This window comes from Hymenobacter aerilatus, from assembly GCF_022921095.1.
Classification (GTDB): domain Bacteria; phylum Bacteroidota; class Bacteroidia; order Cytophagales; family Hymenobacteraceae; genus Hymenobacter; species Hymenobacter aerilatus.
Genome location: NZ_CP095053.1, coordinates 2,404,368 through 2,428,939, shown reverse-complemented (window position 1 = coordinate 2,428,939; position 24,572 = coordinate 2,404,368). Strand labels below are relative to the sequence as shown.

Annotated in this window: 18 protein-coding genes; 8 read left to right on the top strand and 10 right to left on the bottom strand. The window is 52.4% G+C overall.

The window, feature by feature from the left end; all coding sequences use genetic code 11:
* Positions 1-30 precede the first annotated feature (30 nt).
* The 5 genes from MUN82_RS10395 to pseB all read right to left on the bottom strand — a co-directional run bounded on the left by MUN82_RS10395 (position 31) and on the right by pseB (position 5,504).
* Positions 31-657 carry a DUF4328 domain-containing protein gene (locus MUN82_RS10395; protein ID WP_245097556.1) on the bottom strand — a complete coding sequence of 209 codons (627 nt, stop codon included), beginning with the start codon at positions 655-657 and terminating at the stop codon, positions 31-33.
* A gap of 88 nt (positions 658-745) precedes the next feature.
* A complete protein-coding gene (pseG, locus tag MUN82_RS10390) occupies positions 746-2,224 on the bottom strand; it encodes a UDP-2,4-diacetamido-2,4,6-trideoxy-beta-L-altropyranose hydrolase (RefSeq protein WP_245097279.1) in 1,479 nt (492 codons plus the stop codon).
* 174 nt (positions 2,225-2,398) lie between these two features.
* The gene (locus MUN82_RS10385; protein WP_245097278.1) at positions 2,399-3,136 is read right to left on the bottom strand and encodes a cytidylyltransferase domain-containing protein; all 738 of its coding nucleotides are present in this window, start codon (positions 3,134-3,136) and stop codon (positions 2,399-2,401) included.
* Positions 3,137-3,162: 26 nt separating this feature from the next.
* Complete coding sequence (pseC, locus tag MUN82_RS10380; RefSeq protein ID WP_245097276.1) at positions 3,163-4,323, bottom strand: UDP-4-amino-4,6-dideoxy-N-acetyl-beta-L-altrosamine transaminase; 1,161 nt, start codon at positions 4,321-4,323, stop codon at positions 3,163-3,165.
* Positions 4,324-4,481: 158 nt separating this feature from the next.
* Complete coding sequence (gene pseB, locus MUN82_RS10375; protein ID WP_245097274.1) at positions 4,482-5,504, bottom strand: UDP-N-acetylglucosamine 4,6-dehydratase (inverting); 1,023 nt, start codon at positions 5,502-5,504, stop codon at positions 4,482-4,484.
* A gap of 307 nt (positions 5,505-5,811) precedes the next feature.
* On the opposite strand from pseB, the gene MUN82_RS10370 reads away from it, so the two are divergent.
* A complete protein-coding gene (locus MUN82_RS10370; RefSeq protein WP_245097272.1) occupies positions 5,812-7,608 on the top strand; it encodes a hypothetical protein in 1,797 nt (598 codons plus the stop codon).
* A 19-nt stretch (positions 7,609-7,627) separates the two neighbouring features.
* Here MUN82_RS10370 and MUN82_RS10365 read toward each other — a convergent pair whose 3' ends face one another.
* The gene (locus tag MUN82_RS10365) at positions 7,628-8,935 is read right to left on the bottom strand and encodes a glycosyltransferase family 4 protein (protein ID WP_245097270.1); all 1,308 of its coding nucleotides are present in this window, start codon (positions 8,933-8,935) and stop codon (positions 7,628-7,630) included.
* A 219-nt stretch (positions 8,936-9,154) separates the two neighbouring features.
* On the opposite strand from MUN82_RS10365, the gene ffh reads away from it, so the two are divergent.
* A complete protein-coding gene (gene ffh / locus MUN82_RS10360) occupies positions 9,155-10,510 on the top strand; it encodes a signal recognition particle protein (protein WP_245097268.1) in 1,356 nt (451 codons plus the stop codon).
* 72 nt (positions 10,511-10,582) lie between these two features.
* Here the strand turns inward: ffh and MUN82_RS10355 are convergent, their stop codons facing one another.
* The 3 genes from MUN82_RS10355 to MUN82_RS22285 all read right to left on the bottom strand — a co-directional run bounded on the left by MUN82_RS10355 (position 10,583) and on the right by MUN82_RS22285 (position 18,432).
* Entirely contained in the window at positions 10,583-13,354 is a 2,772-nt protein-coding gene (locus tag MUN82_RS10355; protein WP_245097250.1) for a T9SS type A sorting domain-containing protein, read from the bottom strand.
* Positions 13,355-13,643: 289 nt separating this feature from the next.
* Positions 13,644-14,120 carry a nucleoside deaminase gene (locus MUN82_RS10350; protein WP_245097248.1) on the bottom strand — a complete coding sequence of 159 codons (477 nt, stop codon included), beginning with the start codon at positions 14,118-14,120 and terminating at the stop codon, positions 13,644-13,646.
* A gap of 124 nt (positions 14,121-14,244) precedes the next feature.
* The gene (locus MUN82_RS22285) at positions 14,245-18,432 is read right to left on the bottom strand and encodes a T9SS type A sorting domain-containing protein (protein WP_262922856.1); all 4,188 of its coding nucleotides are present in this window, start codon (positions 18,430-18,432) and stop codon (positions 14,245-14,247) included.
* Between the two features lie 842 nt (positions 18,433-19,274).
* On the opposite strand from MUN82_RS22285, the gene MUN82_RS10335 reads away from it, so the two are divergent.
* From MUN82_RS10335 to MUN82_RS10310, 6 genes are all read left to right on the top strand, one after another.
* The gene (locus MUN82_RS10335; RefSeq protein ID WP_245097246.1) at positions 19,275-19,955 is read left to right on the top strand and encodes a GIY-YIG nuclease family protein; all 681 of its coding nucleotides are present in this window, start codon (positions 19,275-19,277) and stop codon (positions 19,953-19,955) included.
* 99 nt (positions 19,956-20,054) lie between these two features.
* Positions 20,055-20,399, top strand: a complete 345-nt coding sequence (locus MUN82_RS10330) for a hypothetical protein (protein ID WP_245097244.1) — start codon at positions 20,055-20,057, stop codon at positions 20,397-20,399.
* Positions 20,399-20,953, top strand: coding sequence for a hypothetical protein (locus MUN82_RS10325; protein WP_245097243.1), 555 nt, complete (start codon positions 20,399-20,401; stop codon positions 20,951-20,953). Before MUN82_RS10330 ends, MUN82_RS10325 begins: the two co-directional genes overlap by 1 nt.
* Positions 20,954-21,197: 244 nt before the next feature.
* Positions 21,198-21,536, top strand: a complete 339-nt coding sequence (locus tag MUN82_RS10320) for a hypothetical protein (RefSeq protein WP_245097241.1) — start codon at positions 21,198-21,200, stop codon at positions 21,534-21,536.
* 218 nt (positions 21,537-21,754) lie between these two features.
* Positions 21,755-22,420, top strand: a complete 666-nt coding sequence (locus MUN82_RS10315; RefSeq protein ID WP_245097239.1) for a hypothetical protein — start codon at positions 21,755-21,757, stop codon at positions 22,418-22,420.
* Positions 22,421-22,504: 84 nt separating this feature from the next.
* Positions 22,505-23,731: a hypothetical protein gene (locus MUN82_RS10310; protein ID WP_245097238.1), complete on the top strand. Its 1,227-nt coding sequence runs from the start codon at positions 22,505-22,507 to the stop codon at positions 23,729-23,731.
* Positions 23,732-23,775: 44 nt separating this feature from the next.
* Here MUN82_RS10310 and MUN82_RS10305 read toward each other — a convergent pair whose 3' ends face one another.
* Positions 23,776-24,564 (bottom strand): hypothetical protein, encoded by a 789-nt coding sequence (locus MUN82_RS10305; protein WP_245097236.1) that lies wholly within the window; start codon positions 24,562-24,564, stop codon positions 23,776-23,778.
* Positions 24,565-24,572: the final 8 nt, after the last annotated feature.

Here is a 24,572-nt window from a genome sequence, read left to right as displayed (position 1 = left end):
AGCCCGCCCGAATCGGCCGCACCACGGGCGTTAGTAAGCCAGCGTTTCCTCGTCGGGGTAGTAGCTCGTTGGTTCAGGCGCCGGCCCGCCGATGGCGTCTACGTGCTGGCGCAGCAGGAGCTGATCTTCGGCTACCGCAATGCGTTTGATGCAGGCAATCGTAAGTGCGATGAATACGATGATAAAGACGGTGTGAACAGCATCATACATAGCTGCTGTCTCAAGCTGTTGCGCAGTTTCAGCGTGACGCGATGAGGAGCTGGCGACTCGTCCTAGAGTGCTGGTAAGTACAAAAATTATCCACCACCAGCGTAGTAGTGGGTGGGACGGTTGTTGAGCGTAAGCCAACTGAAAGGTGCCATCCCATACTTCCTTCATTATAGAATAGGGGCGAAATAGATTTAGGAATGGAACAAACCACGCCCCTGCAGCCCACCCATCATCATGTTGTATGCGGCGCCCAGCCCTTTTTAAATTAGCATATGCTCTGCGAAACCAGCGAATGAAATAAACGGCTGTTATAATTGAAAGTCCCAGTAGAACGAGAGCCACGATACCTTGAACTACATCTAGTAGGCCGTCCTCCGCATCTGCCGGAACCAGCAGGCTGAGTAACGTGAAGAAAGCAAGTAGAAAAGCAGTAGCCCACAGTAACATGATGGCCTGTTTAGCCCGATCAGAATTATCTAGTACAGTAGAAATAATCACGTTAGATGCTAGCGTAAAATGAAATAATAAATTGGATTCAAGATATATGCCAGATAAAAGTATAATTTTCAGCTGAAGTATTCGTAGCAGTTTGCTGTACAAATCCCGCCCGCTCAAACGCCCGCACGGAGGCCACATTGGCAGCCAGCACCTGCCCTTCTACCCGCCGTACCTCCGGAAACTGTTGCTGCAAGGCCCGCACGCCGGCCACCAGCAACCCCGCCGCCAGCCCCCGGCCGCGGTGCGTTGCCGCCAGCAAATAGCTCAGTAGCGCTGTACTCTCGTCTACCATAAACCGGATCAGGCCGGCCGGCTCGTGGGTGGTTTCGTCCTCGGCCAGCAGCAGCAGCGAGTCTTTGTCGTGGAGGCGGTTGGCAAACCACCGTTCATGGTCGGCACGCTCGATGGGGGTAGGGATGAAGGAATACTGCCGCACGGCCGGCTCGTTGGCCCAGGCCAGGAGTTGGTCGGAGTCGGAGGCTACTACGGGGCGCAGGCGGAGCGGCAGGGTAGGGAGCAGCAAGGCCGCAAACTCCTGTCGCAACCGTTGGGGGGCCAAACCATCGAAGTGCTGGTGCTGGGCCTCGCGCAGCTGCTCGGCAATGCGTTCGGCTTCGGGCGAGGTGAGGACGTTGCCCACGCTGAGGTAAGGGAGGGCCAGACCCGCGCCGCGCAGGTACCGGTCGAGGTCGTGCTGATTAGTGGCGGTAGGCAGCAAAAACAATAGGCCACCGCCAGCTGCGCAATACTCGTAGCTGATGGTGCTGGGCGAGCAAACCGCCGTGCCGCACTGCCGCATCAGGTCGCGCAGTGCGGGGGCGGGCAGGTTGCGGTGCAGCAACAGGCGGGGTTGGTCATCGGCCCACTGTTGCAGGCTTTCCCACTGGTCGTAGGCGCTGCCCACTACCACGTGCACCTGGCGTACGGTGGGTAACAATAGCAGTCGCGTGGCGGCGCGCTGGGTTTGGTGAGTAGGGTCGGCGCCGCCTAGGCAAAGCAGTACCGTGCCGGTATCGGCCGTTGTGGGAGGTAAGGCGGCGGCATCCCGAAACGCAGTGCGCAGCGGCGCGTAGGCCGGGCCGGCCAGCAGACGGGCGCCGGGCTGGCGCAGCTCGTAATCAGCTTTGGTGACACCTCCAGCCGGGTTCAGCACTAGGTCGGCTAGGGAAGGAAACGCGTGCAGATCATCTAGGCACACCAGCCGGTGCACAGCCGGGCGCACAGCCTGCTGGTAAGTCAGCTCGAAATCATAACCATCAAGCACCAGCACATCGGTGGGGCGCAGGGCATGTTGGCGCAGCCAGGCCGGTTCGCCGCCGGCGGGCATGGGGGGCATCTCCATTACCTCGTCGCATGTGGTCAGCAGCAGGTCGCGCACAGCCGCGTCAGGCTCCTGTATCACAAATACGCTCTTGAACCGGTCACGTAGGATTTCGGCTAAGGCCAGTAAGCGCATCACATGGCCCAGGCCAATGCGCGGATTGCCATCGGCACGAAGTAGCAGACGAGGGTTCAAATAATTAAAAATTAAGAATTAAAAATTGTGAATTGGGTTGGGGTTGAACGTCATGCTGAGCGCAGTCGAAGCATCTCGTGTACTCCCGGTAATTTAATGCCCCAGAATTACTATCCAGCATTAGCACGTGAGATGCTTCGACTGCGCTCAGCATGACGGTCTAGCAGTAGTTCATTACACTTTCTTCTGCTCCACGTGCGCGTTTATATTCACCAGCTCGGGGTGCTCATCCAGCAGCTGAATTAATGCATCTGCGTCGAGCTGGTCGGCGCTGTGCTGTTCAATTAGCGTTTTTACCAGCTCAAAATCCTCAGTCGTATCCACGGTGAGGCGGTAGTGGCTGCGGTCGGGTACGCGGCTGGAGTGGCGGAAGTGCACCTGCCCCGAGCGGTTCTGGTGAATGTAGGGCGTCACGTGTTCCCGGTCGCTGGGTAGGGTGGCGCGTTGGTAGGCCTCCTCCAATAATTGGCGCGAAAAGATTTCGAAATCGAACCCCCGCGGATAGGTGCGGCGCAGCACGTTGGAAAGGTAGAGGTAGGGATTGGCCAAGCGAACGTACTCGCGCACGCACGAGGCCAGTAGCGGCCCGTCGATGAGGGGGCAATCGGAGGTGACGCGCACAATCACGTCGAGGCCGTGCTCCTGCGCGCACTGGTGGTAGCGGCCCAGCACGTCGTGCTCGTCGCCGCGGGTGCAGGGTATGTTGTGGGCCGCCGCAAAATCCGCCAGCCGGTCATCCTCCCAATTAGTGGTGGTGGCCAGATACAGCGGTAGCTCGCTCTGGCGCAGGCGCTGCACATGGTAGTGTAGCAGCGGCTGCCCCGCAACGGGGAGCAGCACTTTGCCGGGTAGGCGCGTGCTGGTCATGCGGGCCTGGGAGATGATACCGATGTTGGGAGGTGCGAGAGTCATAGGCCAAAAACATCGTTTCTATAAAACTACCCTGCTACAAAGGTTCGCACGCAGTCTATTACATACTGCTGCTGCTCGTCGGTGAGGGTAGGGAACATGGGCAGGCTGAGGCAGTGCGCGTAGTAGGCCTCGGCGTGGGGGAAGTCGCCAGGCTGCCAGCCCAGGGCGCGGTAGTAGGGCATCAGATGCACCGGAATGTAGTGTACTTGCGCAAAAATCTGCCGCTCGCGCAGGTAGTCGTATAAGCCCTTACGATCTTCTACCTCAATAATATACAGGTGGTAGGCGTGGCCAGTGCGGCCGGGCGCCACCGTTTGCACGCCTGCTGTCTGGCTGAATGCGGCATCGTACTGCGCGGCCAGTGCCCGGCGGCGGGCCAGGCCAGCATCGGCGCGGTGGAGCTGACTGAGGCCTAAGGTGGCCAGCATGTCGGGTAGGCGGTAGTTAAAACCCAGCGTCTGCATCTCGTAGTACCAGCCGCCGTCGTTCTGCTCCAATAGGTCGGCGTCTTTGGTGATGCCGTGGGTGCGCAACAGCAAGAGTTGGTCGTAGAGCGCCTTGTCGTTGGTGGTGATGAGGCCGCCCTCGCCCATGGCAATGTGCTTGACAGGGTGAAACGAGAAGATGGCCAGATCGGCAAACTGGCCGTTGCCGCAGCGCTGTTCCCTACCCTGGCTATCCACGAAGAACCCACCCGGCGAGTGCGCTGCATCCTCCAGCAGCCACAGCCCAAACTCGTCGCAGAGTTGGCGTGCTTGCTCCAGATTCACGGCCAGGCCCGCAAAATCCACCGGAATCAAGCCGTGAAAATGGCCTTTTGGGTGGGCTTCGAGTAGCCGACGCACGGCAGCAAGGTCAATCAGCGCCGTTGCCGGGTCGATGTCGGCAAAATACACTTCGCCCCCGCAGTAGCGCACACAGTTAGCTGAGGCGGCAAACGTAATGGGCGTGGTAATCACGCGCTGGCCGGGCTGCACGCCCAGCGCCAGCGCCGCCAGGTGCAGGGCTGCCGTACCGTTGCTGACGGCCACGGCGTAGCGCACTCCGATATACTCAGCAAAAGCCTGCTCAAACTCCGCCACCTTCGGCCCCTGCGTGAGGTAGTCGGAGCGCAGCGTTTCCGTCACCGCCCGAATGTCGTCGTCGGTGATGTGCTGGCGGCCGTAGGGGATGGGAGGGGTAGGCATAGGGGGTGAGGGTAGAAGTGGTTGATTACAAACCTGTCATCCTGAGCGAAGCGAAGTACCTTCTCACATGTGAATGAGTCGTTGGTACGAAGTCCGCCTAGCGTGAGAAGGTACTTCGCAAGCTCAGGATGACAGACGAATTTAGCTGTTCAACCATTCTAAACCGCTTCAAAACTAGCATCCACGTGCTGGCGGATTTCCTCTCGAATCTGCTCCGCCGATAGCCACTCTTCGTTGTTAGCCGAGTCGTAGTGAAAGCCCACGGGCACGCGCTGGCCGTGGAAGTGCTGAATGAATTTATCGACGTCCCAGATGGGCGTGAAGGGCAGAATAACGTAGTATTTCGGTAGTTCCACCGTGCTCAGGGAGTCGGTTTCGGTTATCATTTCCTCGTGCAGCTTCTCGCCCGGCCGAATGCCCACAATTTCCTGACGGCAATTGGGACCGATGGCCTCGGCCACCTCCGTAATCTTGTAAGAAGGAATCTTGGGTACGAAAATCTCGCCGCCCCAAGCGTGCTCCAGCGCGTACAGCACCAGGTCTACGCCCTCGTCGAGGGAGATATTGAAGCGCGTCATGTCGGGGTGAGTGATGGGCAGCACGCCGGTGTGGCGCTGCTGCAAAAAGAACGGTACCACCGACCCACGTGAGCCAATTACGTTGCCGTAGCGCACCACCGAAAAGCGCAAATCCCGGCTGCCCTTCATGTTGTTGGCCGCTACAAACAGCTTGTCGGAGCACAACTTGGTGGCGCCGTAGAGGTTGATGGGCGCGGCGGCTTTGTCGGTACTGAGGGCTACCACATCTTTCACGCCGCAGTCCAGGGCCGCGTTTATCACGTTTTCAGCCCCGAAGATGTTGGTCTTGATGCACTCCATGGGGTTGTACTCGGCGGCCGGCACCTGCTTAAGGGCGGCGGCGTGTACAATGATATCTACCCCCTCGCAGGCCCGTTGCAAACGCGCCGCATCGCGCACATCGCCAATGAAATAGCGCATGGCCGGGTACTGTGCGGTAGGGAAGGTTTGCGCCATTTCGTACTGCTTCAGCTCATCGCGCGAGAAGACGATGAGACGCCGCACCTGTGGGAATTTTTCCAGTACGGTGCGTACGAATTGCTTGCCGAACGAGCCGGTACCGCCTGTCAGCAGCACCGATTTATGATTAAGATCGAGGGCCATAAGGAATTGATAGAAGGGCAAAAGTACGCAGTTGTTCGTTGATGGGGGAAAGTGTGTGGCCGTTTGCCTGTCATTTCGACCAACGGGAGAAATCTGGCCGACTTGTGTTAAGCTGGACACAGCATGAGCATCTTTACAATTCTCAGCGGCTGCCATATAAGTGCGTATGTTCTCCAGTCCGTAACCCAGATTTCTCGCTGCGCTCGAAATGACAAGCTGCCCGTTTCGCGGGACACTCAGTAGCTTTGCCGGTTACAAGGGTAGGCCCTATACCGCCGAAAACCGAATACGAACAACGAAGACTGCTATGCCGGAGCCTATTAAACTCATTATCTGGGATTTGGACGATACGTTTTGGCGTGGTACGCTCTCGGAGGGCGCGGTAGAAGCCGTAGAGGAAAACCTGGCGCTGGTGCGTGATACGGCTGCCCGCGGCCTAGTGCACACGGTGGTTTCCAAAAACGATCTGGCCCCCGTAGAAGCCAAGCTGACGGAGCTGGGCATTCGCGACCTGTTTGTATTTCTGCGGGTGAGTTGGCAGCCCAAAGGCGCCATTATCAAGCAGTTGCTGGAAGATATGCAGCTGCGGGCTCCCAATGCGCTGTTCCTCGACGACAACCCCGTAAATCGTGCCGAGGCACTCTACTACAACCCTACCCTGCAAGTAGCCGACCCCATTGACCTACCTCAGCTGGCGCCCCAGCTTCGCGCCGCCGGTAAGCCCGACCCTACCTTCTCGCGCCTGGAGCAGTACAAGCTGCTGGAGCGCCAGCAGCAGGCCCGTGCCACCTACCACGACAATCTGGCCTTTTTGCGCGACGCGCAGGTGCAGATCGAGTTTCGGGAAGGCGCGGCGGTGCTGCCCGATCTGGACCGCATAGAAGAACTTATCAACCGCTCCAACCAACTGAATTTCACCAAGCAGCTCGTCACTAAAGAGGAGCTGCACGTCAGCTTTCAGAACCCAGCCGTGCGCTGGGGCACCGTGCGTGTGCGCGACCAGTTCGGCGACTATGGCTTGGTGGGGGTATATGCGGTGGGGCTGGATAGTAACCATCTGATACAGTTCGTGTTTTCCTGCCGTATCCTGCATTTGGGTGTCGAGCAGTTTACTTACGCTCATTTGGGTTTTCTACGTCTGGAGGTGCAAGGCGAGGTAGCCACCGACCTCAACCAAACCGACCGCCCCGACTGGATTACCATCGTAACGCCAAGCCAAGAGCAATCCGCTCCGGCTACGCCTGGCAATACCGCTGCGCGCCTGCGGGTGCTGCTGAAAGGCGGCTGCGACCTGGGCCAGCTCACGCCGTTCTTGCAAGCGTTTCAGCTGGAAATTACCGAGGAATTCAACTACGTGAATGAAAACCAGATACCCGTGCACGTAGAGCACTTGGAGCTACTGCGCCAGGGTAGGGAATTATCGGCATCAGAGCGGCAACGCTTGTCGCGTCTACCCTTCCTGGGGGCTGAAGCCTTCGATACCAAGTTGTGGGATGGCAAGTACGACGCGCTGATATACAGCCCATTGATGGATTATACCCAAGAGCTGTACCGCGAAAACAACTCAGGAATAGTGGTGCCTTTTGGGGGGTATTACGACTTAACGGCGCAGGACCCCGTTACCCAAGCTGCCAAACATGCCCGCCGAAAATTCAAGGGGATGGATGAGACCTTTCTGCGCCAATTTCAGCAGGAGTTTACATGTATCGGTCAGGAAACACCAGCTGATTTTCGGCAAAACCTGCGCTGGCTGCGTGCCCAAGTGCCTGCCACTGTCCCGATTTTCTTTCTTAATGGGGCCGAAATAGACGTGCCCGGTTCCAGCGAAACTGGCGCCAAAGCCCGGCATCAGCAGATGAACCAGGTGCTGGCCGAGTTTGTGGCCGAAGCCGAGAACTGCTACCTCATCGACGTGCGCGACTTCATCCATACCCCCGCCGACGTCACCAACAACCTGCGTCACTACCAGCGGGCGCACTACCGCACCCTGGCCCAGGGCCTGGCCACGGCCATCAGCGAGTGGCAGGGTAGGAAGCTAGCCCGCTCCGGCTGGCGCGATTGGAAAGCGCAGTTATTGAGCTATTTGCCCGCAAGCTTACGGTAAGAGTGTCGGCCAAGCGTCCTTACAATAGCTTCACCAGCTGCTCGGTGAGGGCGCGGCGAGAATAGCGGGTGTGCGCGTTGCCCGGCAAATCCAGATTAGAATTGGTTTGCCACTGCGCCACCAGTGTTTCCAGGTAGGCCAGCATGGCGGTGTAATCGAGGTAAGGAAATGCTTGGCCCGCACCGCACTGGCGCAGAATCTCGTCGGCGTCGGAGCCGGCTGGGCCCACGCAGAGGATGGGCTTGCGGGCCGCCAAGTATTCAAAGATTTTGCCCGGCAAAATGCCTAGGTTGTTCGGCACGTCGGGAATGGCCATCAGTAGGGCCGTGCTGCGCAGCAGGTACCCCACCGACTCGTGGTGCGGCACAAAGGGCAGGAACTCCGTGCGGTCGGCTAGGCCTGCCACGGCTACCTGCTGCCGCACCCCCTCCGACACCTTGCCCACAAAGCGCAGCCGCAAGGGCACCGTCGGATACTGCTGCGCGCACGCGGCCACGGCGCGCAGCAGCTCCTGCACGTGGTAGGTTTCCGAAATAGTACCGGTATGGGTAATAAGCAGCGCGTCGGGAGGGGGGGTAGAAAGTTGGCGGAAGTCGCTTTCGTCGTAGCCGTTGGGAATGACGTGGAACTTGCTCGGAGTCAGCTTTTTCGATTTGCCCAGCAACAGGCAGCGCGTATCAGGGCTGGTAGTCAGTACGATATCGGCCTGCTCCAGCACTTGGCGCTCGTAGCGGGCGTCGAGCCAGCGGGCGGGTGCTGTTTGGTGCAGCTCCTGTTGATAATAAATATCCGTCCACGGGTCGCGCATGTCGGCCACCCAGCGCAAACCGTAACGCTTTTTCAGCTCCAGACCAATAAGCTGGGTGGAGTGGGGAGGCGAGCTGGTGAGTACCGCGTCGAACTGCTCGCCCTGGGCCAGCAGCTGTGCTGCCGCGCGCAGGGCATGGCGGTTCCAGCCCCGGCGCGGGTCAGGTAGGAAGAAGTTGCCCCGCACAAATTTGAACAGGCGTTGCGTGAAACTCGTTTTGCTCTCGTTGGCAAAGCCGCCATACGGAATCTGCTCCCGCCGCGTGATTTTTTTGTAGCTGCCAAACGGCTCCGACGTATCGGTGCGCAGCACGCGCACGCCGGCCGGCACTTCCGCCAGCAGCGACTCATCCAGCACGGGGTAGGCGCCGCGCTCGGGGTCCACGGTCACCACGGTAGGCTCTACGCCCAGCGCCGGTAGGTGCTTCACAAACTTCAGACTCCGCTGCACGCCGGCCCCACCCGAAGGCGGCCAGTAGTACGTAATCACAAGCAAACGAAGCGGACGCAGGGCAGACACGGGCACGGCATAATTCAAATGGAGGCGCGAAGGTACGCAGCCGCGGCTTTCCGGGGTTTTCTGGCTAATTTTGTAAACTTTCTGTGGGCTCGTTCTGCAGTACACTGATGATAAAGAAAAGGCGTCCCGCCATACGAGTAGGGTAGCGGGCTGTGCCAGTGAATACTATATAGCCAGCCGCGTAGCCCCTCACCTCATTGAAAAACACTACATCAACCGATGTTCGATAATCTCTCCACCAAACTCGACCGTGCGTTTAAAACCCTGAAAGGTCAGGGTAGCATCACGGAAATCAACGTTGCTTCTACCGTGAAGGAAATCCGCCGTGCCCTGGTGGATGCCGACGTGAACTATAAGGTAGCCAAGGAAGTAACCGATAAAATTAAGGACGAGGCCATGGGCCGCGACGTGCTCATCAGCGTGTCGCCGGGTCAGCTGATGACTAAGATTGTCTATGACGAGCTGACCGAGCTGATGGGCGGCGAGAAGCAGGACATCGTGATTAAGGGTGAACCGGCCGTGGTACTGCTCTCGGGTTTGCAAGGGTCGGGCAAAACCACGTTTGCCGGCAAGCTGGCCAACCACATCAAGAAGCAGAACCGCAACGTGCTGCTGGTGGCCTGCGACGTGTACCGCCCCGCCGCCATCGACCAGCTAAAGGTGCTGGGCGAGCAGATTGGGGTAGAGGTATACAGCGAAGTGGAGAATAAGAATCCCGTTGAGATTTCGCAGAACGCCATTGCCTACGCCAAGCAGAACAACAAAAAGGTAGTCATCATCGACACCGCCGGCCGCTTGGCCGTAGATGAGCAGATGATGCGCGAGATTGAGCAGGTGAAGCGGGCCATCAACCCCTCCGAAACCCTGTTTGTGGTGGACTCCATGACCGGCCAGGACGCCGTGAACACCGCCAAAACCTTCAACGACCGCCTGAACTTTGACGGCGTGGTGCTCACCAAACTCGACGGTGACTCGCGCGGCGGCGCTGCCCTCTCGATCCGGGCCGTGGTGGAGAAGCCCATCAAGTTCATCTCGACGGGTGAGAAGATGGAGGCCCTCGACCTGTTCTACCCCGACCGTATGGCCCAGCGTATCCTGGGCATGGGCGACGTGATTTCGCTGGTAGAACGCGCCCAGCAGCAGTTCGATGAGGACGAAGCCAAGCGCATCAACCAGAAAATCCGCAAGAACCAGTTCAACTTCGACGACTTCCTCTCGCAGCTGGAGCAGATCAAGAAGATGGGCAACTTGAAGGACCTGGTAGGCATGATTCCGGGTATGAGCAAAGCCATCAAGGACGTGGATATTGACGATGACGCGTTCAAGCCTATCGAAGCCATCATCAAAAGCATGACGCCCAAGGAGCGCGCCCAGCCCGAGCTGCTAAACGGTTCGCGCCGTCGTCGCCTGGCCAAAGGTAGCGGCACCGACATCCAGCAGGTAAACAACCTGATGAAGCAGTTTGAGGACATGCGCAAAATGATGCGCACCATGAACAAAATGAGCCAAACCAAAGGCGGTATGGCCCAAATGGCCCGCATGATGGGTGGCATGGGTAAAGGCGGCAAGTTCTAACAAGCCCGCTGCACACACAACGGCCCGCATCCAGTACTGGATGCGGGCCGTTGTGTTTTCTGCTATGTTTGTTTAATGCGCAACAACCACCCGTTGCGCCTGTCCTATCGGCTGTCCGGCGGCGTCAGTGGCGCGCAGTATATACAAGCCATTTGCCAGGGCCGAAACGTTGAGCTGGGTTTGCTGGCGGAAGCTCTGCTGTAATATGGTTCGGCCGTGCTGATCGAACAGCGTCAGGCGGATTTCAATTGGTGAATGGGGGTAGGAAACTGTCAGAAAATCCTGCGCAGGAACGGGGGCGACCGATAGGGTAGCAGCGGAAGCCGCCACAGCCACTACCGGTGAGTGGCTAGCCGTGCTATTATGGTCTTGCTGTTGCAAGCGGTAATACGTCAGCGCTTGCGGGGCCGTGGCATCGTGGTAGGCGTAGCGGTGTGCTGCGCCCGCGCCGGCCGCAAATCCCACAGTGGTAAAGGTCACGCCATCGGTGGAGCGTTGCACAGCGAAGCCGCGGTTCTGGCTTTCAGAGGCTGTTTGCCAGCGCAGTTGTACGGCTGCTGGTTGGCGTTGCGCTTCAAAGCTGGCCAGTACCACGGGTAGGGGCGTGCCGGGTGTAGCCGCCACCCGAAAGTCGGTGGCTTCCGTCAGGGTAATGCGGAGCTGCTGCGCGGCCGCATCGTATTGATACGCTGCTACACCTGTGCCCGTCACGGTTTGAGGTGCTGTGGGAAGTGGCAGCATAAGGGTGGTGGCACGGCTAACGTAGCCACTGTATAAACTGCTACTCAAACGCTGCCAGCTGATATCGGCTCGCCGCGACGAAGTCAGCACAGGTGTGGAGCCGTAGCGTATGGTAGTGCCTTGTTGGAGAAAGAGTTGCGCAAATCGATTGGCTTTATCCAGCGAATAAAAAGTCAGAAGGCCATCGGCACTAACAGCTTGGGGAAGCAAATCGCTTTCGTCCTGCGTCAACACTGTATCGGCCTGCGCAAACACTACATCCTGGAAGGTAGAGGTGAGGGCCAGCGCGGCGGTAGTGGACGTGCTGGTGGTGCTGGGGCTGAGGGTAGGCTCGGCGGTGTATGGGTAAAGCGCTGCCAGAAACTGCGTTTGGGCGCTACCTTCTTTGCGTACGAGCAGGGTAGTGTGGTTTTCAGGGGTATTGTAGGTGAGTTCGTGGGCGCTGGTAGTGGTAGCGTAATTGGTAGCGCCGGCCGTAGCCGTTACGTGAGCCAGCAGTTGCACACCGTTTTTAGACCAGGTGCCTTCATGGGACCCGAGGGTGCTTTGGAAGGTGCCTGTGGCGGTGGTGCCATTTTCCAGCCCATAGCCGTGCAGCTGCCACGTATAGGCGTGCGGCGCGTTGGACTGCACAAAATCGGCCAGTAGGTAGTAGCTGTTGCGCACAAACAGCGTTTTGCGCGTAATCGTGGTCCCGGCGTAGGTAGACTGCACTTCGCCGTAGCTGAGGTTTTCGGTTTGGAAAGCGCGTTGCACGGTGCCCACAGCGCTGGTGGCATCCGAGGCCGGGCCAGCGTTATCCACCAGCACCATGTTGTGGTTGGTGGCTTCTTTTACCTCATTGCGGCGGTCGAAGCTAAGGTAGCCGGCGTCCAGGGCCAGCAACTGCCCGTAGGCGTGCAGCACAAAGCTGCCCGCATCGGTATGGCGGTGGCCGCCGGAGGTGGTACGGGCCTGCTGGCTTTTGCCATAAAGGTGGAGGTAGGAAGCCAGTGAGTCGGAGCCGGAGCGGAAGATGAGGTTGCCGCTTTGTGGTAAAGATGTAAGGGTGCCCGATGGACCAGGGGTAGGGGCTACGTTGGCGGCGAGGTAGGCAGCGCGCATGTCTACGGTCACGTCGCGGAGCTGGGCCGTTAGCGAGTTTAGTTGGGTAGGCGCCAGCTTACTCAGGTGCAGCGGACGCGCGTAGGCCGGGTTGCCGGTAAGGGCCAACTCGGGCATGCCCATATCCACATAGGAGTCTTCCAACGCTGGAAAGCGGCCATCGGGCATCAGGATAGCCGATATCCATTGGTAAAGACGGTCGTAGCGCGGGTCGTAGTAGGGGTTGGGGATGTTGCGCGTGGTGCCGTTGAAGGTATAGGGTAGGGAGCCGGCCGGCAAAAAATGCCCCATCGCCCGAAAAAAAGGCAGGCAATTCAGAAACGCGTACTTGAAATAATATGGCCCCTCAGCATAGCCCGCCACCGCCGTTGGGTCCGACTGCCGTTGCGCGTCTTGCCACAGTACATTGTCGATGTTATACAGTCCGGTGGCAATCCAGGTAGCGGGTTGCTGGCTGGCGGTGGTGCTGGTGGCATCATTGAGCACCACGGCCGCCATGCCCAATGCCGCCGCCGTCATCAGCGTATGGTTGTTCTTGACAGTGCTATAAAACGTGAAGCCGAAGATAGAAGCCACTGACTGCCGGTGCAGGTTGCCGGCAAACTTCTGAAGCTTAGCGCGACCAATGGTCAGTTCCATTTCCGGCACGCCGGCTCCGCGCAGCAAATCATACGCTATCAGGTAGTCTATCAGCTCCTTGGAGCGCCATTGCCAGTCAGTGTATGATGGCCAGGCCGATACCTGAAAGTTGAGGGTAGCCAGCAAGGTAGTGGCGTTGGTGAGCAGGGTAGCGCGCTGGTTGGCCGGTAGTGGCTCCAGCCCCCCAGCAGACGCCGGGTGCCGGTTGAGTAGCAGCGCAAAGGCCGTGTTTTTAGCAAACGTAGCCCGGCTGCGCCGGCCGCTGGTGCTGGTCGTATCCGTAGGTGGTGGGGTGTTGATGCTATTGAACAGCCCGGTATAGAGTGCCTGGTTTGCCGGCAGCGTTAAGGACCTTTGCACGGCGGGGAGCTCAGCGGCTTTCAGTAGCGTGCGCGGATAAGACAAATCCGCATTAGCGGGTGTCCAACTGCCTTGCTGCGCCAGGGCTCGGCACGTAAAGCACAGTAGGAAAAGATAAAATAAATAAGTTTTCAAGCTGGTCGGTAGATAGAACGTACAGACCAGTATGTATCAATTAGAAAGCCATAAAGGCTTGTTATATTGTATTATATGAGGTTAAAACACGATTTATAGCCGGAGATAAAACAGAATAAATCATATTCATCTCCAGCTATGCAATTACGTGCGGTTAGTATGAAGTACGGCTTTCGTGCCGCTGCCATGCCTTGAATCCTTCTATGGCTTCTTCGGGTAGCACTTGCTCCATCGGAATGCTACGCTCAGCCAATGGCCGCTCAATTTCATCGTAGATAAAGTGGTCGTCGAAGCCGATGGCGGCGGCATCCTGCTTGGTATTGCCATAGAATACCCGCCGCGGGCGGGCCCAGTAGATGGCACCCAGGCACATGGGGCACGGCTCGCAGGAGGTGTACAAATCACAACCGTCGAGTTGGTGCGTGCCCAGCGCCGTGCAGGCTTTCCGGATGGCGTCTACCTCGGCATGGCAGGTAGGGTCGTTGGTGCTAGTTACCTGGTTGAAACCGCGGGCAATAATCTGCCCGTCTTTTACCACCACGGCACCAAACGGGCCACCGTGACCGGCCTGCATTTTTTCAATAGAAAGGCGAATGGCTTCGCGCATGAACTCGGGTTGGGGAGAATCCATCGGAACAAAAAACAGAGAAAATAAAAGCGCCCTACCCTTCAGCAGGGTAGAAACGGGCCAAAATGCACAAAAAAAGCGGTCCGGCAAGGTGCCGGACCGCTTTTCAACCTGCGTGCAGGGTAGACTAGTTCCGCAACAACGGTAGCGTCAGGTTGGTATTGGCGCCGCGCACCTGCACCAAGTAGGTGCCCATTGGCAGTTCTGCTACAGACAATTGGTGCAGTTGCTGGCCCGCCAGTGTCTGCTCGCGCAGCACACGACCCGTCAGGTCCAGAATCCGTACCTGGTAGCTGCCGGCTGGTAGGCTGGTTAGCTCCAGTGTGGCCTGCGTTTGGGTAGGGTTAGGGTACACGCTGACAGTGGCCTCCTGCGCCGCATCAAACTGGATGGCCCGTACGGGGCTGTAGGCGTCGGTGCCATCCATATCCACCTGGCGTAGGCGGTAGTACAGAGGGTGTCCCACACTCAGGCGAGCAGCGTTTGCATCGAGGTAGTGGTAGGTTTGCGTCTGCGCGCTGTAGCCTGCGCCCTTCACTGTACCAATCCGCTCAAATACCTGCCCATCCAACGAGCGTTCCACCTCAAACCGGTCGTTTTTCTTTTCCGAGGCCGTGCTCCACGTCAGCTGTGCATCTTGGCGAATAACAGCTACGCTGAACTGCTTCAGCTCGACGGGTAGGGGCTGCGTAATAATGATGTCTTCGGCCATCGAGCTGGTGCTCACGTAGTTGTTGCCGGGTACGGCAGTGGTTGGCATAGCCGTATACATAATTCCCGGAGAGGCCCAGTTGGCATCGCTCGTGCGAGTAGGGTCGGGGTATATCACTTTCACGCCCGATTGGTAAGGCGTATTATTCACCGCGGAGGAAGCCACCTCGGCTACGTACGAAATGGTGAGGGTAGAGCCCGCGGGCATCGTGATATTGCTGAACGTGGGCGTAGAAGAATCGGCAGTAGGCTGTGTGTATTGCGCAGAAGCAGCCTGCCCGCGTCGGGCCACTGCCAACAGCTGAGTGACAGTACCATCGGCCGCCGTAAGTTTTACGACTGCGCTACCGGCTTTGTATTTGATCAAACCGTTGGCTGTGCCGGCCTCAGAACCACCAGTAGTACGGCTGGTGCCGTTACCCATCGTTACCATCGCCGATACATTGTTGGCTTGGCCGCCCGAGTTGGTTACTGTGATAATGTACGTAGCTGGTTTAACACTAGTGCTGCTGCGGGTGAGCTGCGGTGTGGACGTGGCCAGCGAAGCCGTGAGGATGGGCAAGCAGTCGGTGGTACTGGATATACCGGTCGGAATACTGGTAGTAGTAGCGGCGCTGATAGTTCCCGGTGCACCATCTGTTCCCTTTGCATTAGCAAGGCCAAGAACTCTTGTGTCACCACCTGTACCGCCTTGGCTGGAAGAGACGAGAGACAGAGCGTTGTTAGCATAGATCAGGCCGCCGCCGCCGCCGCCGCCGCCGCCACGACTGGTAGTGGCAGCTGTTGCGCTGCCTCCCTTACCGCCATTTGTGGAAACTACGATATTGCTCATGTTTGTCGTCGTGCGAGCTACTACCATGACCGTACCACCTGCACCGCCACCGCCACCGCCAGATCCGGTGCTGTTCGTAGCGGCATCATTGCCGTTAGCCCGAAGCGTACCTGCTCCGCTAACCATTCCGGTCCGTATAATGATGATGCCACCGCCAGTAGCACCGCTGGCTATGGTAGAAGCAGCCATATTGCTACTGCCAGCGCCACCGCCACCACCTAGAAATAAACGGTTGGCAGAAGCAGAAGCACCTTTAGCCCCACCTACTCCTCCTAGAGAGGCAGCGTCGCTGCTGTATTTACCACCATTGCCGCCGTTGCCACCGTTGCCGCCACCGCCGCCGCCGGTGTTGCCTAGGTTAGTTAACGGTGTAGCATCTGAGCCACCACCGCCTGCATTGCCAGGCGCACCGCTTCCTACACTTCCAGTGAAATAGCCTTCTACACCTGTATCCAACAAACTGCCTGCGTTATTAACGTAACGCGGTGTGCCGGCAAGGCCTTCGCCCTTCGAACCGTGTGCACCAGCTAGACCTGTAACAGCTACATTACGATAATCATTGGATGCATAGCCAGAGGCGCCTGTAAATTGCTTTTCACTCCCCCCGCGGAAACCTTTGCCGTTCATATCCAGCACCGCGCCGGTAGAGAATGTTGTTTGGCCGGCTACATCAACTATCAGTACGCCACCTGTGGTACCATTCCAGGGCAAACCAGTTACAGTACCGGAAACAATAACGGAGGCATACTGCGGTACGCGGATGACCTGAAAACGACGCTGCCCGCCGGTAGCGTCAGAATAGTTCTGATTGCTGTAGGAGTACGTTAGAGCGGCCTGTAGTCGTACAGTGCCGTCTGCGGCAACATCACTAGCGGCAATGGCATACTCATACTGACCAGCAGAGTAGTTAGACGACAGATTGCCGGAACCGCCGTTGCCGGTTGCGCCTGAGCCATACGCGGTAGTGTTGCTCGTATTAATATCTGCTCCCTGCATTTGTATTACTAGGAGCAGGTCGCCAGCCGTGATGGGCAGGCCAGTAGCATTGCGCACAGTACCCAGCACAATGCTTTTCTTATCGGTTGCAACGCTCAGACCCGGATAGTAAGTGTTGGGCTCGGAGGTGCTTGTAAGCGTTACAGCACCATCCTGGCCGGGAGCAGCGCAGCCACTGGTTACGTTGCTGATGCCTATAATATTCGTAGTGAGAGTTGACGAGTTATTGTCGAGGTTGGGGTCGGGGGTAGAAGCAGTATAAGTGGCTGTTCCGGTCACGCTGCCGCTGTTGGGCATCGTGAATGTAACGGTATGCGCCACCGGGGGGGCGCTGCTTTCCAGGCTGGCAATGGCCGGAAACGTAATCAGGTTGGAAGCGCTTCGGGTAGCGTTAGCAGGCATCACAATATTAGTTGCCGAGGTTGGCAACTGCAGCGTAGGCACTACGTTCAGGGCCGCTTCCTGACCGATGTTCACGGTAGAAACGGTATACGTAACCGAAGCACCCGGATTGGCGGCCGTGGGGCCACTGATGGTAGTGGCTACATCGGCGCCAGATACCACCACCGTTATGTTGGCCGGGTTCGACTGATAGATGGGGCTAGCGTTGCTGCCTGCCAGGTCTTGCACCGTATACGGAATCGTAACAATGCCCGAAAAGGTGCCGCTGGGGGTGAAAGTCACTTGCCCCTCGTCGTTTGCGGTGAAGGTCCCTTTGCCAGCCACAGTATAGGTAGACTGAATACCAGCAGTGGAAGGATCCAGATCGACACCGCCCAGCTTGAATGTGCTGTACTGGAATAGGTCGTTGGCAATGGCGCTGAACGTAACCGGCTGGTCGTACCGGGTGCCTGCCCGGTCGTCGGTGGCCACTGGTGACTGCAATACCGCTAGGTTCCGAATTTCGTGGTAGTTGGTGCTACCCCCCGTAGAGCCGGCAAAGCCAATGCGTAGGTTGGCCGGAGGTCTTGGGACGGTTACATTGTCAATAGCCGTCTGAATAGCCGTGCCGTGCTGAATTTGCACCCGTATCTTATAGGTGCCATCTGCTTGAGGTACAACATCAATGTAGGCCCGGCGGTAGTTTGGATTTAGAGGATCCGTCACACGCCCGGCCGTACCTACGTCCAAGCTGAAGGGTAGCGTGCCGCTGCCCGCCAGGTAAGGGTAGTCCGTTGTGCTGTTGTAGTCCGTACCTATACCAGCGCCGCGTATCGACACCGCATCTGGTCGTGAGCCGGGTCCGCCTACCCGACCTTCCGACGGATTAGCGTAGTTACCGAACTCATCTATACCAATGCCAATATAGCCGTTTGGTACGCCTGGACTTCTAAGGTCCGGTTGCCCGGTTGCTGGTGCAGCATTTTTTTGGGCATAACCTAATGAACCGCCTGTGGCACCAATACGAAACGCGTTGATACCTGTCTCGCTGGCAGTAGTCTTATCAGCGTCAACCAGAAATACCGAGAAGCCATCGGCGCCATTGCCCCCGTATGAGAAAAACTCAAAGGAGATGCTAAAGCCGTTGGGCGCCGGAAAGGACTTCTGGTCGATGGCGTAGCCTGCCACGTTGGTGGCGTTGGTAGTCAGCTGCAGAACGCCATCAGTGCTGGTGCTGGTACCCGTAAGTTTGGCCGTGCCGCCCAGGTTAAAGTCAGAGCTAGCGTTTGTGGAAAAGCTAACCTGACGCGGAAACTGAGCAAATACCGTGGTATTAGCCAGCAACAACACTAGCAGCGCCAGCAGTTGCCTGATGCGCGCACTACTAGTAGACACATGCCGACAGAGTATGTTTCTTTTCATAAGCGTGGTAGATGGAGAGCTGTGGAAGAAAGATGGAAGCAGTGGAGAAGAGAGTGAATAGCAAAACGCCGCCTCTAGAAACGTAAGGCGGCAAAACAACTAGCGTGAGGCAAAAAACAAGACCATATAGGTCAGCATGCAGAGGAAAGTGTTGTGCAAAGCAGACAAGTGAAGCTGGAATAAAAAGTGATAAATACTTTATATGATTATTATAGCGCAGTTTTTCTATGATTTGGAATTAATTCCAAATCATAGAAATAAGTTGAATGGTGATATTTGAAGAAATAATTTTGTAGTTGTCTGTTTAGTAAGCATATACAAGACGAGGTAGTCGGTATGATCTGATATAATCAAATATGAGTCCTGACTATAGACGGTCGAAATACTTTTTCAAATAATTGTATTATGTAAATAAGAATGCTGGGAATATTTATATCATAGGTATTTATTTTTTTGGCACGGAGGTTGATAATACCTAACACGAAAGAATAGTTTTTAGGTGTTTTGGTTGTGGGAAAGACGGATGGCTATGCTATCCGTTTTTTTATTTCCTATCAGTCAACCCTTTACAACTTCGAGAATTTCCCGAATCGGTACATGGTCCGGAAAATTCCTTAAAACATGGTCCGGATTCCGGACCATCTAACCCAGCAATCCGGACCACTTCCATTCCAAGCATGAAACACCTATATATATAGGTGAGGGTAGAGTAGAGATAGAAACAAAGAAGCCCCTAATCATTAGGGGCTTTTCTTTTGGAGTGGAGTAAGCACTTGCCTATCTTTCCTATGGTCAAAAAACAGTATAACTAACCAATGAAGTCTATAGCTAGCCTTAGCGAGTTAATCAAATGGTGTAAATCGGCGGAACTGCTACTTAACACAGATGCTAAGCGTGAAGCTGCTTATGATAAAGGGCTGATTTCGATGCTGTGTGATGACGCTGTATTTTGTGTGGCGTGGGGCAACACAAACACACCTGATGGTTCGTGGGAGTACCGATTCAATATAAATGGTAGTGATGCAGACTATGGTACCGATGAGAGGTTTTCAGCAGTCACGACGAATATTGGCCTAATTACTAAAATAACTTCTTCCATTAGTTGGGATACACCACCAACATCTCCAAACCAAGGCCCAACATCTACAAGGTCGTTTACGTCTGCTACGTTAGAAAATATTAAGCGCACTAAACGTGATTACTATACCTATGTTATAGAGGCTGAAGGACTCAACATGGTGAAGATAGGTCGTGCTATTAATGTTAGAAGTAGATTAAAGCAGCTACAGACAGGTTCACCAGCAAAGCTATATCTACTTTACTCAGTAGCAGAAGATATAGAGGCTGAACTTCACCAGCTATTGCGCTTCTACAGGGCTGAAGGCGAATGGTTCAAATCTGACACTTATGTTCTTGATATCATCGTTACTAGGATGTCTAAATGTAAAGGTGGCGTACGACTTTCCAGTAAAGTCAATAAATACTTTAATAAATAAACAACTTTAGCTTAATAACTGCAAAACCCTATCGAATTGATAGGGTTTTTTTATGCTTGTTCCAATCTGGTTACTATTTAACGTATATATCTATAGAACATGAATACAATGAGATTTACTGAAACCGTATTAAAACAATTTACAGCTTTACTTGAGAGTGTAAAGACAAAAGAAATAGGGCTAGCAGCACACGTAAAAAGTGGTACTGATAAAGAGGATATAGTAGATTATCTGGTTAGTGAAGTACATGATGGAGAAGAACAATTAGTGTGCATCACCAAAGAACTATTCTTTGCTTTATCTACCGTAATGAATGCTACCATCTTCTTAGATGATGAAATCCTGAACAGAGATATGGATATCACTTATAAAAACATCTGGGATTTGAAAGTGAGTATTCTACACGAAGTAACTAAGTACTATGCTGTTAAATTAGGTATTTAATGTTTGGTAGTGAAGATTACAAGATTAAGAAAGGTTGCCACTATCACACTACAGCATTCATACCTAAGATTACATTCGATAGCAGCATTTATTATGAAGTACGATTTGATGAATCCTGTCTATATAAACAGAGTGATATTGACCCTATAGTTTGGAATAAGTTAATAGGCTTATCAACTACCTATAACCATCACTTCAATAGTTGCCGGATAGGATGGAGAACGTCAGAAGATGGTAAGGCTATCGAAGTCCTACCTTATGTCTATCAAGGTGGTAAGAGGCTGATTAATGACTTAGAAACACCCCTTATTATTAAGCCTAATGTTCCGGTACTTATCTGTATCAATGATGCTGAATTCAGCTACGAAGTAACAATAAATGGAGTAGAGTTTGAATACAGCAAGCAACCTGATTACCCTCTATTCAACTGGTTACTAGGCTTTTACTTTGGTGGTGAATCTACAGCACCGTATACAATGGGTGCAACAATAAAGAGATTAACAAAAAAAGAATATGATGAAAAAACTATTGAAAAAGCTGTTTCCTTCGCATGATGGAGGAACAGCAGCCTTTATAACTGCTATGGTACTAGCTACTCTGCTGATGGTGATTATAACCCTGAATGATGCTTTCGTACGTGGTTATCCTTGGAATGAAATGATGTGGAATGTAGCAGCTATAGTAGTGTTCCTGTTTGGTGCTACCTACACTTACATTAGAGAAAAGAGAAAGTAATATTAGATTATATGTATCTTCTTATTAGCTTTGAATCATCTTAAGAATTTAACCAACTAGATAATGGCAGATAACCAAAATTTCGACCCACAAGCAATGGTAAGTTTTATGCAGAATGCTGCTAAAACGACTAACCAAAATGCAGCAATGCGTCAAGCTTTCCAAAAGCTTGTAGCTACTGTAGAAGAGTTGGCTAAAGTGTTTGAAGAGGATTACGAAGCACCTGCTACTGTTAAGAAGCAACGTGCGCCACGTGGTAGCAAGAAAGCTGAGAGAGAAGCTAAAGCAGCAGCTAGACAAGGTGTAAACGCCACACTACCTGTGTTTCCTTCTGATGAAGCAGAAGTAGCACCCAAAGCATCAGGTAAAGGTAAAGCCTCCAAAGCTGATAAACCTGCCTAGAGATACCAGATACAACACCTTTCTTATTGCAATAAAAAAGCCCCTAATCATTAGGGGCTTTTCTTTTTACAGGTGTTTTCAACGTATTTAAGTATGAGACTTTGGTAGAAATACTGTCAAATTTCAATAGTTATTCTCAAGAACTTACATAACAAGAATATGAGGTACTATTTAGAATAGAACGCTGGATATATAAAAGAAATATCCGGTAGAATTATATGATTAACAACTTTACAAAGAACTTAACAACTAGCAAGCTTATTAATATCACTGATAGATGTGCTGAATTAGAAGCAGTTGCTATAGAATGGCAAAATCGCAAACGAGGTACCCCCGGTTTGTACGAAATGAAGGGACAACAGAACTCCTTTGTAGTGGGGTTAAAAGGGGAAGCAGTATACGCCCGTCTGGTGGGACTTGAAGAGGAAATTAGCCTCGATTATAAGGCTTATGGTGATACAGGAGAAGACTTTAAAAACTCTGTTGATGTAAAGACTTCAGTAGGTAATAAAAATTCATATTTAATTGAAAATAAAGAAGTTAAAGCAGGGAAATGTCTAAAAAAACAATCTAAATGGGCAAAGTATTATGTGAAGGTTGTGCTAAATGAATCACTAACTGGGGGCTGGGTTGTAGGATGGACAACTAAAGAACGACTGTTGAATGGTGAGATAATAGATTTTGGAAACGGTCCACGTTATACAGTAGCACACGAAGACCTTAACCCTTTCAACACGGAGATTAATTATATCTTCAACATACACAATCAGTCTATGCATTTACCTGAAGGTGAACTGAAAGACTATTTGCACAACAAGTACAAGGCGGATTACATCGAATGGCACAGGGAGTATCAAAAGAAGGTTAAAATGGGAATAGTATAATGGAGGGGCATAGAAGCCCCTTTTTTGATGTGTAAAGACTCATTAACTTAGTGTACTATTCACTTCTAGATATTCAAAGGCAGCATGAAACAACCATCATACAATCAAAAGTATCATAAGGTAGTAGATGTAAAAACGACACCAGGTAGAGTATACGGTAAAGTGGTAAATAGGCTATTGCGTTTCGATTTACCATTCGTTGTGATGGTGAAGGATAGCGTGAATGACCATGATTTACAGGAATGGGATAAGCAATTTAAGCAAGGCAACGACATAACTGTTAAGTCTGCATATACACCAACATCAGTTCATGTGCAGGAATCACCAGTGTACATTCCTACTGAATTTATTGAACCTTATAGTGTGGTAACGTCAATAGGAATTGTTAAAATAGGTTTTCTACGAAGAAATAATCCTGAATTGCCCTTAAAACTTCATCATGAGTTTTACGGTAGTGTCAGTAAAGCATTAAGTTTTACCACTGTGTATGTTGAGTTTGATGACATATACACTTCTCTTCCTCTAAACAGTGATGATGATAATGAAGGTAATAATACAGATATATTAGTTGATGGTGCTATGGAAGCATTGAATAAATTTTTAGTAATATATAAGATAATAAACGAAAAGCATTACATACCTCAGCTAACTACATACGGTATTGGTAAATATCAATTTCTAGACGTTGATGAAAACGATAATTCTTTGATTACTCAAGTACTAAAGCATTATGGTACGCCAGTATCATTTGAAGACACACATGATTACCAGACTGAACTATTCTTAAGAAATGGATTATTGGATAATCATGAGTTTGCAACATATATAAGGATATATCAAGACGTATGGTATAAAATAACTACTCATGATTGGCGTATGGCTGTAGCTGATTCTTTGATTCTATTTGAGTCGTGGATACGGCCCTATCTTCATAAGATATATACAGAAAAAGGATTGTCAAAAAATGCTATAAAGAATAAATTTAAGGTTAATGGAAACCCTATGTTTATAACTGATATAGCTGCTATTCTAGTAGAAGATGCTACTGGGTATGCCTTTCAAGATTCAAGAGAATACGCTGATTTATTGAATAAAGCAATCAAGGTGCGCAATAAAGTTATCCATCTTGAAAAGTATGATGTTCAGCAAATAGAAGCGAGAGGGTGCTTTTACAGTGTTTGTAATGCGATTAGCGCAATTGCAGTTAACGGAGGAAATATTTTACGTGGGAAGCCCGATGTTACATATCTACCCACATTTGATTATGACTCAGAATTATTTTATTCTAAGGATTCGGGTAAAGCCAATTAATATAAAATTATAAATCAAAGGTCTTTCATGTTGTTAGGCTGTTTCTAATATGTTTTTTGATAGTATCTGCCTGTACTTATTGTCAGCTTATTGAAATCATCAAAGTGGTATACATCATATGAATCTGTTTTGCTGTTATAGTAGAATAGATAGTTCTTAGTTTTTCCTATAAAACGGTAGTCATCATTACTTTTTATGGTTTCATCTTCAGTGACATAAGTGGCTTCTTTGGGATAAGATGCATATTCAGTATATATAGCTTCTAAAATAGCTACTGTACCTATGAATATGACTGCTAAAGCTATAGCATCAATCAGCATTCTATTTTTTTGTGGTAATACTTCTTTCTTTCTTCTTAAATGTCCTAAACGTAATTCGTACGCTAATTTTGGGTAATGGGCCAATAACAACATGTATATTCCGAATAGAAGAGATATTTTTGCTAGCATTATGGGGGCTTTGAAATGTTTTATAATAAAATATAGTGCAAAAAACATTAAGGGATATATGAAACATGTGACAATAGCTTCTTTATTTAGGTAGTATTTTTTCAATCTTTTCTTATAACCTATTGCGTTAAGCTTCAATTGTAATCTTTTCAAAATTTCACTATTGCGGTTCGTTCTACTTTCTAATTGAAATATTATTAGCATGATACTGATGAACAATGCCCCCAGAAAAAAAGCTGGTGCTGATAGTGTTAATGCTTCTGTAAATTCAATGTAGCTAGATATATCTATACCAAAGTAATAATAGTACATTATCAACCTTAGGAGTGCAATAGGTAATAAGGCAGCAGAGATTAAGGGTAGGTTATTCTTTATCTGTTCCATTTAGATTA

What these genes read in the sequence shown, in the direction of transcription:
- MUN82_RS10335 (WP_245097246.1), top strand. Translation starts at nt 19,275, where the DNA reads ATGAAGTCTATAGCTAGCCTTAGCGAGTTAATCAAATGGTGTAAATCG.
- MUN82_RS10310 (WP_245097238.1), top strand. Translation starts at nt 22,505, where the DNA reads ATGAAACAACCATCATACAATCAAAAGTATCATAAGGTAGTAGATGTA.
- ffh (WP_245097268.1), top strand. Translation starts at nt 9,155, where the DNA reads ATGTTCGATAATCTCTCCACCAAACTCGACCGTGCGTTTAAAACCCTG.
- MUN82_RS10325 (WP_245097243.1), top strand. Translation starts at nt 20,399, where the DNA reads ATGTTTGGTAGTGAAGATTACAAGATTAAGAAAGGTTGCCACTATCAC.
- MUN82_RS10330 (WP_245097244.1), top strand. Translation starts at nt 20,055, where the DNA reads ATGAATACAATGAGATTTACTGAAACCGTATTAAAACAATTTACAGCT.
- MUN82_RS10350 (WP_245097248.1), bottom strand. Translation starts at nt 14,120, where the DNA reads ATGGATTCTCCCCAACCCGAGTTCATGCGCGAAGCCATTCGCCTTTCT.
- MUN82_RS10370 (WP_245097272.1), top strand. Translation starts at nt 5,812, where the DNA reads ATGCCGGAGCCTATTAAACTCATTATCTGGGATTTGGACGATACGTTT.
- MUN82_RS10385 (WP_245097278.1), bottom strand. Translation starts at nt 3,136, where the DNA reads ATGACTCTCGCACCTCCCAACATCGGTATCATCTCCCAGGCCCGCATG.
- MUN82_RS10315 (WP_245097239.1), top strand. Translation starts at nt 21,755, where the DNA reads ATGATTAACAACTTTACAAAGAACTTAACAACTAGCAAGCTTATTAAT.
- MUN82_RS10305 (WP_245097236.1), bottom strand. Translation starts at nt 24,564, where the DNA reads ATGGAACAGATAAAGAATAACCTACCCTTAATCTCTGCTGCCTTATTA.
- pseB (WP_245097274.1), bottom strand. Translation starts at nt 5,504, where the DNA reads ATGGCCCTCGATCTTAATCATAAATCGGTGCTGCTGACAGGCGGTACC.
- pseC (WP_245097276.1), bottom strand. Translation starts at nt 4,323, where the DNA reads ATGCCTACCCCTCCCATCCCCTACGGCCGCCAGCACATCACCGACGAC.
- MUN82_RS10320 (WP_245097241.1), top strand. Translation starts at nt 21,198, where the DNA reads ATGGCAGATAACCAAAATTTCGACCCACAAGCAATGGTAAGTTTTATG.
- MUN82_RS10395 (WP_245097556.1), bottom strand. Translation starts at nt 657, where the DNA reads ATGTTACTGTGGGCTACTGCTTTTCTACTTGCTTTCTTCACGTTACTC.